Origin of the sequence: Paraburkholderia sp. (assembly GCF_004298475.1) — a bacterium.
Classification (GTDB): Bacteria; Pseudomonadota; Gammaproteobacteria; order Burkholderiales; family Burkholderiaceae; genus Paraburkholderia; species Paraburkholderia denitrificans.
Genome location: NZ_SCRP01000019.1, coordinates 1 through 15666, shown reverse-complemented (window position 1 = coordinate 15666; position 15666 = coordinate 1). Strand labels below are relative to the sequence as shown.

General features: G+C 62.2%; 14 protein-coding genes. 3 read left to right on the top strand and 11 right to left on the bottom strand.

The features are described 5' to 3' along the window. Nucleotides 1-26: 26 nt before the first annotated feature. Nucleotides 27-704: a response regulator transcription factor gene (locus tag EPN59_RS10855; RefSeq protein WP_293040244.1), complete on the bottom strand. Its 678-nt coding sequence runs from the start codon at nucleotides 702-704 to the stop codon at nucleotides 27-29. Nucleotides 705-1228: 524 nt separating this feature from the next. Between EPN59_RS10855 and EPN59_RS10850 the strand changes: the two genes are divergently transcribed. The 3 genes from EPN59_RS10850 (at nucleotide 1229) to EPN59_RS10840 (ending at nucleotide 3333) form a co-directional block, all read left to right on the top strand. Further along, the gene (locus tag EPN59_RS10850) at nucleotides 1229-1516 is read left to right on the top strand and encodes a DUF4148 domain-containing protein (RefSeq protein WP_293040247.1); all 288 of its coding nucleotides are present in this window, start codon (nucleotides 1229-1231) and stop codon (nucleotides 1514-1516) included. Between the two features lie 164 nt (nucleotides 1517-1680). Beyond that, the gene (locus EPN59_RS10845; RefSeq protein WP_293040250.1) at nucleotides 1681-2049 is read left to right on the top strand and encodes a hypothetical protein; all 369 of its coding nucleotides are present in this window, start codon (nucleotides 1681-1683) and stop codon (nucleotides 2047-2049) included. 165 nt (nucleotides 2050-2214) lie between these two features. Beyond that, nucleotides 2215-3333 (top strand): phosphotransferase, encoded by a 1119-nt coding sequence (locus EPN59_RS10840; RefSeq protein WP_293040253.1) that lies wholly within the window; start codon nucleotides 2215-2217, stop codon nucleotides 3331-3333. A gap of 116 nt (nucleotides 3334-3449) precedes the next feature. Here the strand turns inward: EPN59_RS10840 and EPN59_RS10835 are convergent, their stop codons facing one another. The 10 genes from EPN59_RS10835 to EPN59_RS10790 all read right to left on the bottom strand — a co-directional run bounded on the left by EPN59_RS10835 (nucleotide 3450) and on the right by EPN59_RS10790 (nucleotide 15207). Beyond that, entirely contained in the window at nucleotides 3450-3626 is a 177-nt protein-coding gene (locus EPN59_RS10835) for a hypothetical protein (protein ID WP_293040256.1), read from the bottom strand. A gap of 175 nt (nucleotides 3627-3801) precedes the next feature. Next, nucleotides 3802-4260 carry a porin gene (locus EPN59_RS10830; RefSeq protein WP_293040258.1) on the bottom strand — a complete coding sequence of 153 codons (459 nt, stop codon included), beginning with the start codon at nucleotides 4258-4260 and terminating at the stop codon, nucleotides 3802-3804. 66 nt (nucleotides 4261-4326) lie between these two features. Continuing rightward, entirely contained in the window at nucleotides 4327-5085 is a 759-nt protein-coding gene (locus EPN59_RS10825; RefSeq protein WP_293040284.1) for a lipoate--protein ligase family protein, read from the bottom strand. A 168-nt stretch (nucleotides 5086-5253) separates the two neighbouring features. Continuing rightward, on the bottom strand, nucleotides 5254-6321 hold the full coding sequence (locus tag EPN59_RS10820; protein WP_293040261.1) for a 2,3-butanediol dehydrogenase: 1068 nt from the start codon (nucleotides 6319-6321) through the stop codon (nucleotides 5254-5256). A gap of 107 nt (nucleotides 6322-6428) precedes the next feature. Beyond that, nucleotides 6429-7541, bottom strand: a complete 1113-nt coding sequence (locus EPN59_RS10815; RefSeq protein WP_293040264.1) for an acetoin dehydrogenase dihydrolipoyllysine-residue acetyltransferase subunit — start codon at nucleotides 7539-7541, stop codon at nucleotides 6429-6431. Then, nucleotides 7541-8557 carry an alpha-ketoacid dehydrogenase subunit beta gene (locus EPN59_RS10810; protein WP_293046027.1) on the bottom strand — a complete coding sequence of 339 codons (1017 nt, stop codon included), beginning with the start codon at nucleotides 8555-8557 and terminating at the stop codon, nucleotides 7541-7543. The genes EPN59_RS10815 and EPN59_RS10810 overlap by 1 nt, the downstream gene beginning before the upstream one ends. Before the next feature lie 48 nt (nucleotides 8558-8605). After that, nucleotides 8606-9607 (bottom strand): thiamine pyrophosphate-dependent dehydrogenase E1 component subunit alpha, encoded by a 1002-nt coding sequence (locus EPN59_RS10805; RefSeq protein WP_293040270.1) that lies wholly within the window; start codon nucleotides 9605-9607, stop codon nucleotides 8606-8608. A 15-nt stretch (nucleotides 9608-9622) separates the two neighbouring features. Continuing rightward, nucleotides 9623-10735, bottom strand: a complete 1113-nt coding sequence (locus tag EPN59_RS10800; protein ID WP_293040273.1) for an NAD(+)/NADH kinase — start codon at nucleotides 10733-10735, stop codon at nucleotides 9623-9625. A gap of 238 nt (nucleotides 10736-10973) precedes the next feature. Next, nucleotides 10974-13010 (bottom strand): sigma-54-dependent Fis family transcriptional regulator, encoded by a 2037-nt coding sequence (locus EPN59_RS10795; RefSeq protein ID WP_293040275.1) that lies wholly within the window; start codon nucleotides 13008-13010, stop codon nucleotides 10974-10976. A 484-nt stretch (nucleotides 13011-13494) separates the two neighbouring features. After that, the gene (locus EPN59_RS10790) at nucleotides 13495-15207 is read right to left on the bottom strand and encodes a CPBP family intramembrane glutamic endopeptidase (protein WP_293046024.1); all 1713 of its coding nucleotides are present in this window, start codon (nucleotides 15205-15207) and stop codon (nucleotides 13495-13497) included. Nucleotides 15208-15666: the final 459 nt, after the last annotated feature.

Below are 15666 nucleotides of genomic sequence, written 5' to 3'. Positions count from 1 at the left end.
TAAGCGGAGCTTGCGCGCGGAGCGCGTCATTCGGACAGCATGTAGCCGGTGCCGCGCACGGTGCGGATGGCGGGCGACGCGCCAGCCTGCGCGAGCTTGTTGCGCAGGCGGCTGACGTGGACGTCGATCACGTTGGTGCCCGGATCGAAGCGGTAGCCCCACACGCCTTCGAAGATCATCGTGCGTGTGAGCACCTGGCCCGGGTGACGCATCATGTATTCGAGAATCCGCTGTTCGGTGGGCAGCATGTCGAGCGCGCGGCCATGAAAGCGCGCCGCATGCGCGAGCAGATCGCATTCGAGCGCGCCGAGCACGAGTCGCGGCGCGGCGCTCGAAACAACGCTGCCGCGACGGGCCAGGACGTCTACGCGCGCCGCCATCTCGTCGGCCGAGAACGGCTTCGTCAGGTAATCGTCGCCACCGGCCCGCAGGCTGCGCACACGCTCGTCGATGGCCGACATCGCACTCACGAGCAGCACGGGCGTCATGATGCCCACGCTGCGCATGGTCGACAGCACGGCAAGCCCATCGAGGTCGGGTAACACGCGGTCGAGCGTCACCACGTCGTAGCTGCCGGCCATCACCTTCGCGAGCCCGTCGCGCCCGGTCGTGGCGATGTCCACCTCGTGCCCGAACGCGCAGAGCGACGAACGGATGGCCTTCGCAACGAGTTCGTCGTCGTCGACCGAGAGCACGCGCGTCATGGCCTCGCCTTGTGGACCACTGCGTGCGGGCGGCGTGCGAGTCCTGCTGCCAGGCCCGGGGAGGAATCGATCGGTAGACGTTTCATGGCGCATCGTTTCATCGGAATGCGACGGATGATCGTCGAACGCGACTAACCCGTCCTCTCCACAAACATGAAGAGTCTTTAATGTTAGCGGCGAAGCGAAGCGCGGCGGGCGTTCTACGCGAAACACACAATATCGAAAGATTGAATTTCCCAATTACGCGCGCGACGCACGTGCGTTCTGAGTTAAGCTTGCGGCCGGTCTCGAACGTTCTCCGGGACTTTTTTATCCACGCGTTAATCCCCGACGCGTCGGCGCGCCGGGGATTTTTTTTACGCCTGCGTTCGCGGCGCAATGAAGTTGTTTTCATGCTCACGGTATGGCGCGCTCGCCTACCCACGCCTATTCTCGCGTCGCTGCCGGTTCACTTGTCTCGTTCGCATAGCGCGAACCCAGGAACCGGTCTGAGCGCGACATTCAACTTCATTGCAGGAGCACCCATGAAAACATGGTTCATACTGGCCGCCATTTCGATCGTCGGTATCACGAGCCTTTCGGCACACGCAGAACACCTCACGCCGCAGCAATGCAACGGCTACCCGTTCGTCCATGACCACAAGCCGACGCGCGACGATCTTCAGGTCGAACTCGCGTTGGTCGAAGGCGAGGGCTACACGCCGGGCGACGACAACGACGACTATCCCGCTGGCATCCAGCACGCCGAGGAGTTGCTTCAGAGCGATTACGCCCGCGACTGCCTGCATCAGACGCCGGGCTCGTCGACGTAAGCGGAGCCGTCGCACGGCGGGCGACGCTCCGGCATGAAATATCCTTCATCTTCGCGCTACCGGTCTGAGCGGCGGCGCGAGATAGCGTGCAGGCACATGCCGGATTGCTGCCGCGCCGCGCAGCCGGAACGCGAACCAGACACCGGGCGTAGAGGGAAAAGCTGATGACACAGCAAATCAAACTGGAACTGGTCAACGAATACGGCAAACCGTCGCTGCTCCTGACGCTCGACGGCCGGACCGCGGCGCTCGCAGCTGAAGAACTGGACGAGCTGATCGAGGTGCTCGGCGTCGTGCGGGCCGACCTCACGCCCGCACCGGAGCAGACGGTGTCCAAAGCGGAGCGCTACGCGGTGGAGACGAATACGGAGTGGCACGTCCACCAGAATCCGCTGTTCGACGGCGTGCTGCTGTTCCTGCGCCACTCCGGGTTCGGCTGGACCGGTTTCGGTCTGCCGTCCGAGCAGATGGACCTGTTCATGGAAGCCACCACGCCGCCTTCGGAATGGAAGGACAACGGCACGCGCAACTGACAGCGCACTCGACCAGGTCGAACCAGCATAACGGCAGCTTTCATCTGAGTTTCATCTCAAGTACATTCCCGTTTCACTAATCGAAACGAAAATCCTCCCTTTTGAAGCAGTACGGTTTGCTTCGAAGTTCTCCACAATCACTTCGCTCACGTTGAGATCATCCCGATGATCGACGTGGTCGCGTTTATATCAAATTTTTCGTACTGCAAACCGTCTGCGCGTGATGGACTCGTCGCCAATCTCACATCCCTCAACCGCACGATCATGACCGGCAATCTCCCCATCGACCATGCTGCACCGGAATATCTTCTCGAATTGATCAGGGCGCTGTTCAAACACGAAGGCGAACCCGACATTCGCACAGTCAAAGGCCCGAGACACGAGGTATTCAAGATCAAGTGCGGAGACCACTCTTATGTCTTCAAAATCCTCGGAGAAGGCGACAGGTTTCAACAGCGTGAAATTCTGGCGAGGGCGCTTTTGCCTGCGGACTTTCCAGCACCACCGATACTGCATTCGGGCGTGACCGAAGACAATCGGTACTGGATCGTAATGGAATCCATTGGCACGCAGGACATGCGCCGCTGGCTTCTGGGTTTGAATCGAGACATCAGGGACTCGCACCCCGCTATTAGCGAAATCTTTTACGAATGCGGGAAGCTTCTCGCACGCATTCACTGTATTCAGTTCGGCGAACAGGAAGGCTTGCCACGCAGCCTGTATTGCGACGAGATTTATAGCCTCGGCTACGGAACGGAGGCGTTCGGCGACAATCTGCTTGCGGCTGTCGGTCGGGCAATTGATCTGCTCGGCGAGGGTGCGCAAACGCCCATCTTGACGGCGTTGCGTTCAAGTGCGCAGCAATGCTTGCCCTACACGAATATGGAATCGTTTTGTCATGGCGATTACAAGGCAAAAAATGTGCAGTTGACTGAAGCCAGTCGAGTCGCCGGCATTATAGATTGGGAGTGCATCCATGTTGGATCGCCCCTGACCGACGTGGCCCAGTTCCTGCAGCACGCGCGCCAGTATGACGACATGGAGCGTTTTGCCGAGGGGTACAGCAAAGTGATCCCCTCCCGTGGCAGTCTTGTCAGCGCGGCATTTTCCTACCGGATGGCGGAGGTCGTGCTCGGTCTGAAACGCCCCCAGCCATTCGACGAATTTGAATTGCGCATCAACCGGGAATACATCAAGGGTTGCGCCGAGATCGTCGAATCGAAACGCGTAGACACCATGATGGAAGTTGCGAACGAGTTGCTTCGGTACGGTATCGAATCGTGAAATCCGCACGGAAAACTACAAGTTCCCTATTGGCGTGCCCCCCTCCCCCAGGCAGCTAGCCCTATTGAAGCCGCCCAGATACCGGGACTGCGGGCGGCATGGCCGCATCAGCCCCCTTATTGCAGTTGAACGGCGATCAAATCGTTGGCGAACGCGGGTTGTGCGGAAGTAAGCTCCATCAGATCGAGAAAGCCGTTGCTGTGCGCAAACGCTTCCAGCGCAGCCTTGCCGCTTTCAGCCTTAATCTGGCCGTAACTTTCGACCATCTTCAAGTCGGTAATCAGGTACACCATCTCAACCTCCCTCTCCGTTCGCGGATGCCCCGAGTCGTTGTTTGCTCAAGGTTTGTTTAAAGCGTAGGTAGCGTCGCTTAAATCAAGCTTAAACAACGCCAGGTGATCGAAGAGAGGGTAAATCCGTTCGCATGACCGGACCGCGCAACAATCAGCAAACCAAAGCGCCAACCGCCTAAAACCGCGTTTCGATGCCCACACGGGCGAGAAACCGGCTCGGCCCGCTCGACGTTCCGTTCGAGTCGATAATGCCGCCGATCAACGCCTGCACACCGGAATTCGCGCGTTGATACACCGCCTGCACGCAGACCATCGTCCGCTTCGACAAGAGGTAATCGACCGACGTCGAAATCTGGTGTGCGTGGTTGTTGTCGAGATACGCGTTGCCCTTCATGTACATGTAGTCGGCGCCGATCTGCACGGCGGGCACCAGTTGATACGTCGCGCCGATTTCGCCTTGCGCGATTACGCCGCCATTGGCCGTGTTGCTCACCGTCGTAATGAGCGCGCTCGTGGAGACCTTGCCGAAGTCGTAATATGAGCCAACGCCCCAGTTGCGCACGGCAACCTGCGCGCCGCTCGAATCGGCCACGTAAATGCACGGCAACGGATAGACGAAAGGCGAGACGCGCAAAAGCGAATCACCTGATCGACAATCCTCGTTCCGTTTCCGGCATTCAGGCCCTCCTGCCGACGGCAATCAATCGTCGTTATCGAAGGGCGGCGGCATCGTCATCACGCTCGCGCGCAGCGCCGACATGACCCGTGCGATAAGCCCGTCCGGCGATGCCAGTCCCGCTCGGGAAAGCGCCTGCTGCACGCTGACGACACGCCCGGCTTCATAACGCTTTCCGCTTCCGATCGCGTCTTCGAAAGCATTGGCACGCTCATTGATTTCCTCCGGATCGGCGCTGACCAGCAGCACCGCATGCGCCAATACCGCATGCAGCGGCGTCTGCGACCCGTGCGCGTCCGATCGCACGCGGCGCCAGTATTGCGCGGTCCCGGCGATCTTTTGCGCCTCACCCGGCGCGCCCCAGGCGAGATTGAAGCGTCCGTCGCAGAACGACCCTTCCACCGCCTGCCAATGCGTCTGAAGCCCGAACGTGCCCAGCGCCTCGCGCAGAATCTCGCACAGATGCCGGTAGACCGCTTCCGAATGTTCGCTCGCGTTGCCCCGCACCCGCCAGGCGAGGCTCAGGTTGAGAATGCCCGGCCCCTGCGGCACCAGCCCGCCGCCCGACATGCGCAGAAAAACCGGGCATCCGCGCTGCGCAAACCCGGCGCGGGCAGTCTCCAGGTCGGCGAAGCGCCGGTAGCTGCGCGGCACCACGAGCGAAACCGGCGCCTGCCACAGATGCGCGACGCAGCGGCCCGTCTCGGCCAGCGACAGCAGCGCCATTTCCGCCGCAAGGGGATCGGTTGTGTCGGCATCGAAGTCGACGATGTCAAATGGCATGGACCAGGGCATGTTCACATGAATAAGGGGCGGGCGCGAAGAACCGGAGCGGTGCTTCGCGGCCTGGTGGAACGTCAGGTCGCCGTCCGCATTGGCGGACGGGCCGGTGACATTGTCCATCGCCGCGAAGAACTACGCCAATCGCCCCTTATCGCGTAGGGGCTCCGCTCACTTCAATCTGGGCTGGACGATGATTTTCACGGCTGATTCGTTGTTATGAATCAGCGTTTCAAATCCCTTTGAAACAAGATCTTCCAGTTGAATGCGCTGGGTGATGAACGGCTCGAGATTGATCTTGCCTTCTTCAACCAGCTTGATCGTTTCCTGATGATCGTTGCAATACGCGATCGTGCCGCGCACGTCCAGTTCCTTCATGACCACGCTGTGTACGTTGATGGTGGCCGGATGGCTCCAGATGGACACGATCACCACCACGCCCGTTGCTTTGGTGACGGCCACCAGCGTGTCCAGCACCTTGTTCACGCTGGAGCATTCGAACGCCACATCCACGCCTTTGCCGCCGGTGATTTTCATCACTTCCGCGGCCACGTCCACCTCGGACGGATCGAGAATGTAATCGGCCACGCCGGATTCGCGGGCCTTCTCCTTGCGCTTCGCGCTCAACTCCGTGACGATAACGCGCAGGCCCTTGGCTTTAAGCGTCGCGGACAACAGCAGGCCGATCGGACCCGCGCCGCCGACCAGGGCGATATCGCCAGCCTTTGCGCCGCTGCGGGTGAATGCATGATGGCCCACCGATAGCGGCTCGATCAAGGCGGCCTGATCCAGCGGAATGGACTTCGAAATCTTGTGCACCCAGCGGCGTTTGACGGCGATCTTTTCGGACAGGCCGCCCCCACGGCCGCCCAGACCGATGAAATTCATGTTTTTCGACAGGTGGTAGTTTTCGCCGGGTCCCGTAGGCACGTCGTCGGCCACGATATAAGGCTCCACCACCACGTGCTGGCCGACTTCGATATCGGTCACGCCTTCACCCACGGCATACACCACGCCGGAAAATTCATGGCCCATGGTGATGGGCGCGGACTCTCTGGAAATCGGATGCGGATGGCCGCACGGCGGAATGAAAATCGGCCCCTCCATGAATTCGTGCAAATCCGTGCCGCAGATCCCGCACCAGGCCACCTCGATGCCAACAGTGCCCGGCTCCACGACGGGTTCGGGAATGTCTTCGATGCGAATGTCGCCGCGATCATAAAAACGCGCTGCCTTCATCGTTCTAACTCCTCGGTTTGCTCGGTTTATTTCGAATGAGGCGCTGCGGGGCTGCTCGCCCCGCACCTCACGATCGGAATGTCCTGGCCCGTGCCGGCCAGCCTGACTCACTGCCCCAGATGCCGGCGCAGCAGCGCGTTGACCTCGTTGGCCTTTTCCATCTGCGGCATATGGCCGGCGTCATCGAGCACCGCCACCACTGCACCCGCAGGCGCGGCTGCAGCATGGGCGCTCGGGATGACGCGATCCTCGCGGCCCCAGACCACCAGCACCGGCCCGTCAAAGCCGCCCAGCGCCTTGCCGGGCTGCTCGCGTTGCCTGCCGTCGCCGAACAACGCCGTGCCGAGCGCAGTGAGCGCCTCGGCGACGCCGTCGAGCCGCTTGTACTTGAGCAGATCGTCCAGCATCTGCCGACTCACGAGCGCCGTGTCGTTGAACAGCAGTTCGGCCACGGGCTTGAGTTCGCGACGCGACTCGGCACGCACGAAGCCATCGGTGTAGTCGGCGTTGACTTCGTCGCCGAGGCCCGCACTGTCGATCAGCGCCAGAGAACGCGCCTTCTGCGGCGCATCCACCGCCAGTTGCGCAGCCACGCCGCCGCCCATCGAGTGGCCGACGAGATGCGCCGATGGGACGCCGATGGTCTCCATGAAGCGGCCGACGAAGGCAGCCAGCTCCTGCAGCGTCGTGCCCGCCAGCTTCACCTGGGACTGGCCGTGCGCGGGCAGATCGAGCGCGATCACCGGATGCTTCTCCGCCACCGCATCGAGGTTGAACAGCCAGTTGTTCAGGTCGCCGCCGAAGCCGTGGATGAAGAGCACCGGCGTGCCCGACTCCGGCCCGCGCCGCGCGTAGCGCACGCGAATGCCGTCCACCTCGGCATAGTCGAACGCGGGGCCCGCGTCCTCGTCGCCGCTGCCGACGGCCGGCACCTCGTAAGCGCCGACGTACGCTTCGATCTCGGCATCGCTCACGTCATGCTCCGCGAGCACGCCGAGCAGCGCCTTGACCGGCAGCGTCTCGCCGCTTTGCGCCACGATGCGGCGCAGCAGTCCGGCATCGGGCGCTTCCACCGAGTTGGAAATCTTGTCGGTATCCACGTCGAGCAGCGCCGTTCCGACTTCGATACGGTCACCTTCACGGACCAGCCAGTCCTGCACCGTGCCTTCACGCATCTCCAGCCCCCACTTGGGCATTACGATAGGGGTAATCGGGCCCATCAGTTCTTCCCTCCTTTCATGGTGCGGCGTGCCGCTTCAGCAATCTGCGCGGCGCTCGGGATATACAGGTCTTCCAGCGCGGGCGAGAACGGCACCGGCGTATGCGGCGGGCAAACCATCTCGATCCCGGCCTTGAGCGCGCCGAATGCGCGTTGAGCAACCTGTGCGGAAATATCGGTGGCGATGTTGCAGCGCGGGCTGGCCTCGTCCACCACCACCAGGCGGCCAGTGTTCTCGACCGTTTCGAGCACGGTGTCGATATCCAGCGGCGACAGCGTGCGCAGATCGACGATCTCTGCCTCGATGCCCTCCTTCGCGAGCACGATTGCGGCCTCCAGCGCGCGATGAACCATCAGGCCGTACGTGACGATCGATACGTGTTTGCCGTCGCGCACGATGTTGGCCTCGCCGAACGGAACCGTGTACGAGCTTTCCGGCACCTCGCCTTCGAGGCCGTACAGGTTCTTGTGCTCGCAGAAAATCACCGGATCGTTATCGCGGATCGCCTGGATCAGCAGCCCCTTCGTGTCATAAGGCGTGGACGGGCACACCACCTTGAGGCCGGGAATGTGCGTGAACAACGGTGTCAGCATCTGGCTGTGCTGGGCGGCGGCCCTGAAGCCCGCGCCGACCATCGCGCGAATCACCACCGGCGTTTCGGCCTTGCCGCCGAACATGTAGCGAAACTTCGCTGCCTGGTTGTAGATCTGGTCGAAGCACACCCCCATGAAGTCGATGAACATCAGCTCGGCAATCGGCCGCATGCCGCACGCAGCCGCGCCGATGGCCGCCCCCACGTAGGCGGATTCGGATAGCGGCGTGTCGAGCAGGCGGTCGCCGTGTTTGGCGTAGAGGCCCTTGGTCACGCCGAGCACGCCGCCCCACGCATCCATTTCGCCGTCCGCGCCCGCGCCGCCGACGATGTCCTCGCCCAGCATGATGACGCTCGGGTCGCGAATCATTTCCTGGTCGATCGCTTCATTGATCGCCAGCTTCATGCTCAATTTTCTGGCCATGATTTCGTCTCCTGATTGAATGATTGAATCGGTCGTCGCACGCTGATTTCAATAGCTCACGTAGACATCCGAGAGCAGATCCTCGGGCCCCGGCAGCGGCGCGGCCTTGGCTTCCACGACCGAATGCTCGATCAGCGCCGCGACCTCGCGATCGATCGCCTCCAGCGCATCGCGCGAAATCACCTCCGCCCGCGTCACCACGTGCGCAAACTTCTTGATGCAATCCTTGTTGCTGCGAATGTCGTCGAGTTCGCCGGGCCCGCGATAGGTCTGCGCATCGCCCTCGAAATGGCCGTAAAAACGCACCGTCTTGCATTCGAGCAACGACGGGCCGCCGCCCTCGCGCGCACGCCGGATGACTTCGCCCGCGGCCTCGTGTACGGCGAAGAAATCAGTGCCGTCCACCGTCACGCCGGGGATGCCGAAACCGGCGGCGCGATCGACATAGCTGTCCACGGCAGTGCCGTAATCGCGCGCGGTCGATTCGGCATAGCCGTTGTTCTCGATCACGAAGATCACCGGCAAATTCCAGACTGCCGCGAGGTTCAGGCTTTCGAGAACGGTGCCCTGGTTCGACGCGCCATCGCCGCAGAAGGTGATGCCGACCTCGCCCTTGCCGCGGAATTTGGCGGCCAATGCAGCGCCGCAGATCAACGGCGCACCGGCGCCGAGAATGCCGTTGGCGCCCATCATTCCCTTGGACAGGTCCGCGATATGCATCGAGCCGCCCTTGCCGTTGCACGAGCCGCCCTTGCGGCCATAGATCTCCTTCATCATCGCCACCGGGTCCACGCCTTTGGCGATGCAATGGCCGTGTCCGCGGTGCGTGCTCGCAATGCGGTCGCCGTCACCGAGGTGATGCAGGATGCCGACGCCGGTCGCCTCCTCGCCTGCATAGAGGTGCACAAAGCCGGGAATGTCGCCGCGGCCGAAGTCGACGTGCAGCCGCTCTTCGAACTCGCGGATCGTGCGCATCTTGCGATAGACCGCGAGCAGCGTCTCCTTGTCGAGCGGCAGCTGAACCGGCCCTGCAGCGATGTCTGTTGCCATGTCTGTCTCCTTGTTTCAGGTTTGGGGGGTGAAAGTGCGGAACTCGGGAACGGGCAGGCCTGCGCCTGGGCCTGTACCTGTGCCGCTGCGCATCAGGTGCGCGCCAGCGGCGTAGCTCATGCAGGCCGCGACGTCGATGCTGGAAAAAGCGTTCTCGTGCAAGGTCACGAATACTTCGTCATGCTTGCCGAATGCCATCTCGCGCTCACCGTCGAGCGCGACGATGCCCGCGTGCTGTTGCACACGCTGCGGCACCGCATGCTCGAGGCGGTGCCAGTACGCGATCGGCACCGGCTGCATGAGGCCGGGCGCGATCGGCGCCATCAGCTCGAATGCGCAACGGCCCCGCCTGCCCAACTCGATGGCGAGGCCGCCGCGTTCGTCGCGGCCGACCGGTTCGAGCAGGCCCGCAATGGCGGACAGGCCGATTGCCTGCGGACTGGCGAATGACACATAGACCGCCGTCAACGTGTCGGTCTTCCACACGGCGCGTGCGCCGATGTATTGCTCGCGGGAGATGACTGCGTCCACCAGCGCGATGTCGTGCCGCACCGTTCCGTTGGGCTCGCGAATCGTCACTTCGAGGCGCTTGTTGCTTGCGAGCGCGTACCGTGCCGGGATACGCCCGCTGGCGAACAGGCCCGTCGCCAGTCCGGTGATGGTGGGTTCGCGCATTTCGGGGAAGGCATTGTTGGTGCCCGTGGAAAGCCCGACGATCGGCACGTCGCCGCACTCGCAGACCACCGCGCGATGCGTCCCGTCACCGCCGAGCACCACGATGGCAGCGACGCCTGCCTCGCGCATCATGTGCGCGGCGCGCAGCGTGTCGTCCACGCTGCCGGTGACCGGCATGTCCAGATACTCGACCGCCGCGAGCGTGGCGTCAGGTCCTTGCGCGCGCATCAAATGCCGCTGCAGCATGACCCGCAGCCCCTCGCGGTCCGGCATCATCAGCACGCGGCCAACGCCGCCTGCGGCCAGTGCAGCGAGTAGCCGCAGCACGATATTCACGCGATCAGCGAGCTGCAGACTGTTCGCATTGGCGATAACCCGACGGATATCGCGCGCCGAAATGGGATTGGCGATGATGCCAACCAGCGGCGGTCGAACCGGAGAAGGTTCGCGCATGCCTGTCTCCTGATGTGTTTGTTTTGACAGACGTACGTATTGCAACTGCCATGCCAGCGGCGCGGCGCTCAAAATGGGCAGAAAGCCCAGGTGAATACCCCGAGAAAATGAGCCTGAAATGCAGCGTCGCAGCGTGCTGCCGTGACAGGTGTCACAGCAGCAGTTGCATCAAGGTGGACAGGCGTATCGGCCGGACGTGGCGGACGTGGCGGACGCGAAGGACGCGGCGGCCGCGCATTCAACGCGGAAGTTCGCCCGATCCCTCGCTTGTTCCAGTATCGCTGCGGTTTGGCGACTGAATGCCGTAGCGCGCCATGCGGCGGTACAGCGTCATGCGGCTAATGCCGATCTGGCGCGCGACGGCGCTCAGATTCCAGCCCGAGGCGCGCAGATACTGCATGAGCAGCATGCCCTCGGGCGGCAGCGTGTGCGGTTCCTGTGCATCGGCCGGATGCGCCGCCTGGTCGGATGCTGCAGACACTGCGGACGCCGCGAACGCTGCGGACGCAACTTCCTCCGCGGTCTCGCCCAGGCCTTCGGGCAGGTCGTCCGCTTCGATGTGGCCGTGGCTGCACACCGCGCGCGCATATTCGAGCGCATTACGCAATTCACGCAAATTGCCCGGCCAGCGATGCCGATGCAGCCGCTCACGCGCCGCCTCCGAAATCGTGAAGCCAGGCCCGCCCTCCGGCACGGCAAGCAGCTTCTCCACAAGCCAGTCCAGATCGTCGCGCTCGCGCAGCGGCGGCAGCACGAAGCGCGCACCGTTGAGCCGGTAATACAGATCCTCGCGAAACCGCCCGTTGCTGATCAGTTGATCGAGCGGGTGGTGGGTGGCCGAAATCACGCGCACATCGACGCGCACCGGACGCGAAGCGCCAATCGCCAGCACCTCGCCTTCGGACAGCACCCGGAGCAGACGCGACTGCAACTCGCGCGGCATGTCGCCGATCTCGTCGAGAAACAGCGTGCCGCCGTTGGCCTCCTCAATCAGGCCGCGCCTCGGCCTCGAACCGGCGCCCGAGAAACTGTTGGGCAGATGCCCGAACAACTCGCTCTCGATCAGCGTTTCGGGAATCGCCGCGCAATTGACCGCGATAAACGGGCCATTGCGGCGCGAGCTGGCCCGATGCAGCGCCTTGGCCAGAAACTCCTTGCCGCTTCCCGTCTCGCCATTGATGAGCAGATTGATCGGCGAATCGATCAGCCTCGCGGCGCGCTGCAATTGCTGCTGCAATGCCGCATCGCCGCCGCATAGCGCCGCCAGTTCGGCCGGCAACGGCGGCGGCGACACGCTGTCCTGTATCCGGGGGTGCAAGCGCAGCACAGGCGGCATCACGCTCAGGTAGAGCCGTTTTCCGCTATGAGTCAAGCGCACGACGCGCTGCTCGCTGGGCCGCGAATAAACGAAGCGGCCCAGATCCTCCGGGCGCGCATCGAAAAACGCCTCGAACCGCATGTCGAGCAGCGACGGCGCCATTGCCTCGCCCCCGTGCTCGGCCATCAGCATTTGCTGGGCGCGGCGGTTATGGCCGGAGATCCGGCCATCGGCGTCGAGTGCGATCAGATACTCCGGATTGACGTCGAGGAACTCGGGTGCCGGACTTAGCTTGAGCATCCAGTCCTGCCGGTGCCGACGCAGAAAATAAGCGTCCTCGATCTGGTTGGCGTACATACGCACGAGTTGCAGCGCAAGCATCTGACTGTGCTTGGCCAGCGGTGAACTCAGTGCGGAGATATCGAGAATCGCGTTGAGCCGGCCACAGGAATCGAACAGGGGCGCCGCAGTGCAGGTCAGCGGAATATGCGTCGCATCGAAATGATCGGACTGATGCACCGTCAACGCCTGACCGGTTGCGAGCGCAGTACCGACCGCACAGGTGCCCGCACCGTTCTCGCTCCATTCGGCGCCCAGATAGAGGCCGGCGCGGCGCAGCGCGGCGTCCGAGCCGGCATCGCCCAGGTAATCGACGGTGACGCCATCGGCATCCGTCAACAGGACCACGTAGCCCATGCCCTCCACCTGGCCGTAGAGGGTTTCGAGGCCATGGCGGGCGATCCGCGTGAAATCGTCGATGCGCTGCTGATGCTCGCGCAACCGAATCTGGGGCAGGATGCGCGCTTCCTGCATTCGGGCCGGATCAAGACCGTACTGGTGCACGCAACGCCGCCACGAACTCTGGATGATCGCATCGTGCGCGCGTGCGGCCGCCACCGACTCACTGGTGGTCGTCAGGACGACGGTCTCGATGTGCTCGCGTTGCCACTGGTCCATCGCTGTCTCCTGGGTTCCGGGCGCCTCGTGCCGCGTGCGACGGTGCTGGCCGGCGAGCGACATCGGCTCAGCGTATCGGGCAGTGCCTCCCGGAGCATCGTCCGCTATCGCGACTGGGCTGTTTTAGTGCCAGCATCATTGTTTGTGAAACTGCCGCGCCGGGCCGCCACGGGTTACGGCGTGGATTACGCCGTTCGTTACGCCGTTCGTTGCGCCAGCCAGCGGGGCCGCTTGAATTCAAATTCACCGATGCCGGTTTGATAATGTATCTGACCGCCGATGAATTGTGCAAACCGCGCCGAATTAAAGAAAATCGCATCGCTGATCTCCGGCTTGCGACACACCGCTGCTCATGCAGGATTCTGCAAACTGCGGCTGACCCGGAATGCCGTGGCTCAAAACCGGACGAGTCGAGCGGCATGCCTCCGGGATGCAACGCAACAAAGCTTACGGTTCTTGCAGATGGCAGGCACTGAAACAAACGCTATCGGGCCGTCGCCGAAAACACGAATATCGCGTTGTTGAGCGCGTGAAATAGTATCGGCATCGACAACCCTTTGGTTTTTTTGGCGAGCCATCCCGCCGTCGCGCCCATCGCACACAGGTAGATGAAGTGACTGCTGTCCTGATGCATGCTCGCAAACACCATCGCTTGCAGGAAATTGGCCCAGCCGAAGCTGAGATGACGCGAAAGGCCGCCCAACAAGCAGCCGCGGAAGACGAGTTCCTCCATGACCGGAACCAGCAACGACAAGACGATCAGCGCGAGCGGCACGCCGCCGAGCGACTCGGCGCCGTGAACAAGCGCGACTGCCCAGGTTGCGTGAGCCCAGTTATACGGCGTATGAGGGTGCGACAACCACAGATTGACGTTGTAGAGGAGCAGCGCCCCAGGAGGCAGCAACCAGCTCGGCTTCCACCGGCCGCTGCCGAGCCAGTCGCGCCACGAAAGCAGCCTTCCGACCGAAACAAGCCCCACTGCTACAAACAGAAGCGCCCATAGGTGAGACACCGCGAGGCGCTTTTGCCAGTCGATGCGGGCAACGCCACCCCCGGTAGGCGATAGCGACAGGTTGCCCCCGAAACGAAGCATCGCAACGACGTAGACCGCCGGAAGAAATATCGCAAGGGCCAGCCACGCATGTCGCAATCCAATACGCTCGAAAAGCGGCGTACACGCTTTGCCGATGCGCTGGCGAACGGTGCCGCGATAGTGGACCGGAAACATCAACAGTCCCGGCACGGCTGCAACCGTAAGCAGGTACGTGATGAAACTCATCGCGACAGGAATCAGGTCGCGACGGCCGGCGAGGGAGGGATCAAGACCAATGAGATGCACATAGGCTGGCGCAAGCTGCGCGGCATTATGTGTTGCCGCGTATTGACCTCGAATGATATCGGCGGCGACCTTCGAATCGTTGGCGTCGAATGCCACATCGAGACGGAATTGCCGGTTCTGGGGCGTTTCATTTTCGTGCGACACGTTGTTGGCGCTCAATATCGCGTTGGCGCCCGCCGCGTCGCCGACATGCTCCAATGCGCGTGCCGCGGTGTAGGCGTCTATCTTCAACCCGGCGTGTTGCGCGCGAAGCAACTCGTCCTTCGCCTCGTTCCCTGGCAGTAGCTCCGTCGCAGCGCGGATCCGCTGGATTTCAAACCATAGGAATTTGGGTAAAGGCGCCGAGGCGAGCAGCCTGGCCGCCCCGGCAGTCTCGTTCTTCTTCGCGAGATAGCGCATGGCCTTAACCAGTTGGGCGCTGGCGGGATCGACTTTCACGGCAAGGACAGCCTCCTTGCCCGCACGCTCATCGTCTTTCACCGCGGTGTACGCGTTCGAAAGCGCTGCGTACAAGCGAGCCTGCTGCGGCGCCGGCCAGATTCTGGAGCGTGCTACGAGCAACTCGCCAAATTCAATCGCTGGCCTGCCGTATTTATGCTCGAGCAAGAACAACTCGACGTCCGTATCGGTTGAATAGTTTTTCTCCAGCGTCGCCTGGCAGGCGTTGAAATCCTTCCCTGCTGCATCGGCCCATGTCGAGTCTTCCGACATGGCGAAGCGCTCACTGAATTTACATGCCGATACAACCAATGCGACATCGGCGGGATGTTCGAGGATCGCCTGTCGATACGCGGCGAGTGTCTGGTCGTAGGTGGCTTTCTCGCTGTTCTCGACAATGCCGATCATGTGGTCCGACATGCGAAGCTCATCGAGCGGCCTGGCTGGCGCCCCGGATGCGGCTACGTTGGCAGCAAATGATGCATGGAGCACGCAAAGAGCGATGATTTTGAATATTGTTCGACGCATGATTGGGGAAACCCATAGGCCCATCTTCGGATATCGTCAATCTCTAAGGAATCTTTAACGGTGTAGCCGAGGAAGCTGCGCTCAGGAGCGCGTTTCGATGCGTACGGGAATTCAATACAAATGCAGTTCTTGATTTGATCGTCAGCGACTTGTCATGCCTTGTCGATTGTTCGCGCCTGGCAGAACTGCTCCCCTCGATCTTGGGGGTAATGTCCGCTACGCTCCGTTTCTCTCTAGAGCGTGTTAGGCACTTCCCGCCAGACCTGGTATCCTGGCGGAATGAAAAAGCGCAGAGCCTACCCAACGGATGTGTCGGATGAGGAATGGTACTTCGCCGCTCCGTACCTGACC

Coding starts and splice junctions, on each gene's coding strand:
- EPN59_RS10855 (WP_293040244.1), bottom strand. CDS start 704: ATGACGCGCGTGCTCTCGGTCGACGACGACGAACTCGTTGCGAAGGCC.
- EPN59_RS10850 (WP_293040247.1), top strand. CDS start 1,229: ATGAAAACATGGTTCATACTGGCCGCCATTTCGATCGTCGGTATCACG.
- EPN59_RS10845 (WP_293040250.1), top strand. CDS start 1,681: ATGACACAGCAAATCAAACTGGAACTGGTCAACGAATACGGCAAACCG.
- EPN59_RS10840 (WP_293040253.1), top strand. CDS start 2,215: ATGATCGACGTGGTCGCGTTTATATCAAATTTTTCGTACTGCAAACCG.
- EPN59_RS10835 (WP_293040256.1), bottom strand. CDS start 3,626: ATGGTGTACCTGATTACCGACTTGAAGATGGTCGAAAGTTACGGCCAG.
- EPN59_RS10825 (WP_293040284.1), bottom strand. CDS start 5,085: ATGCCATTTGACATCGTCGACTTCGATGCCGACACAACCGATCCCCTT.
- EPN59_RS10820 (WP_293040261.1), bottom strand. CDS start 6,321: ATGAAGGCAGCGCGTTTTTATGATCGCGGCGACATTCGCATCGAAGAC.
- EPN59_RS10815 (WP_293040264.1), bottom strand. CDS start 7,541: ATGGGCCCGATTACCCCTATCGTAATGCCCAAGTGGGGGCTGGAGATG.
- EPN59_RS10810 (WP_293046027.1), bottom strand. CDS start 8,557: ATGGCCAGAAAATTGAGCATGAAGCTGGCGATCAATGAAGCGATCGAC.
- EPN59_RS10805 (WP_293040270.1), bottom strand. CDS start 9,607: ATGGCAACAGACATCGCTGCAGGGCCGGTTCAGCTGCCGCTCGACAAG.
- EPN59_RS10800 (WP_293040273.1), bottom strand. CDS start 10,735: ATGCGCGAACCTTCTCCGGTTCGACCGCCGCTGGTTGGCATCATCGCC.
- EPN59_RS10795 (WP_293040275.1), bottom strand. CDS start 13,010: ATGGACCAGTGGCAACGCGAGCACATCGAGACCGTCGTCCTGACGACC.
- EPN59_RS10790 (WP_293046024.1), bottom strand. CDS start 15,207: ATGTCGGACCACATGATCGGCATTGTCGAGAACAGCGAGAAAGCCACC.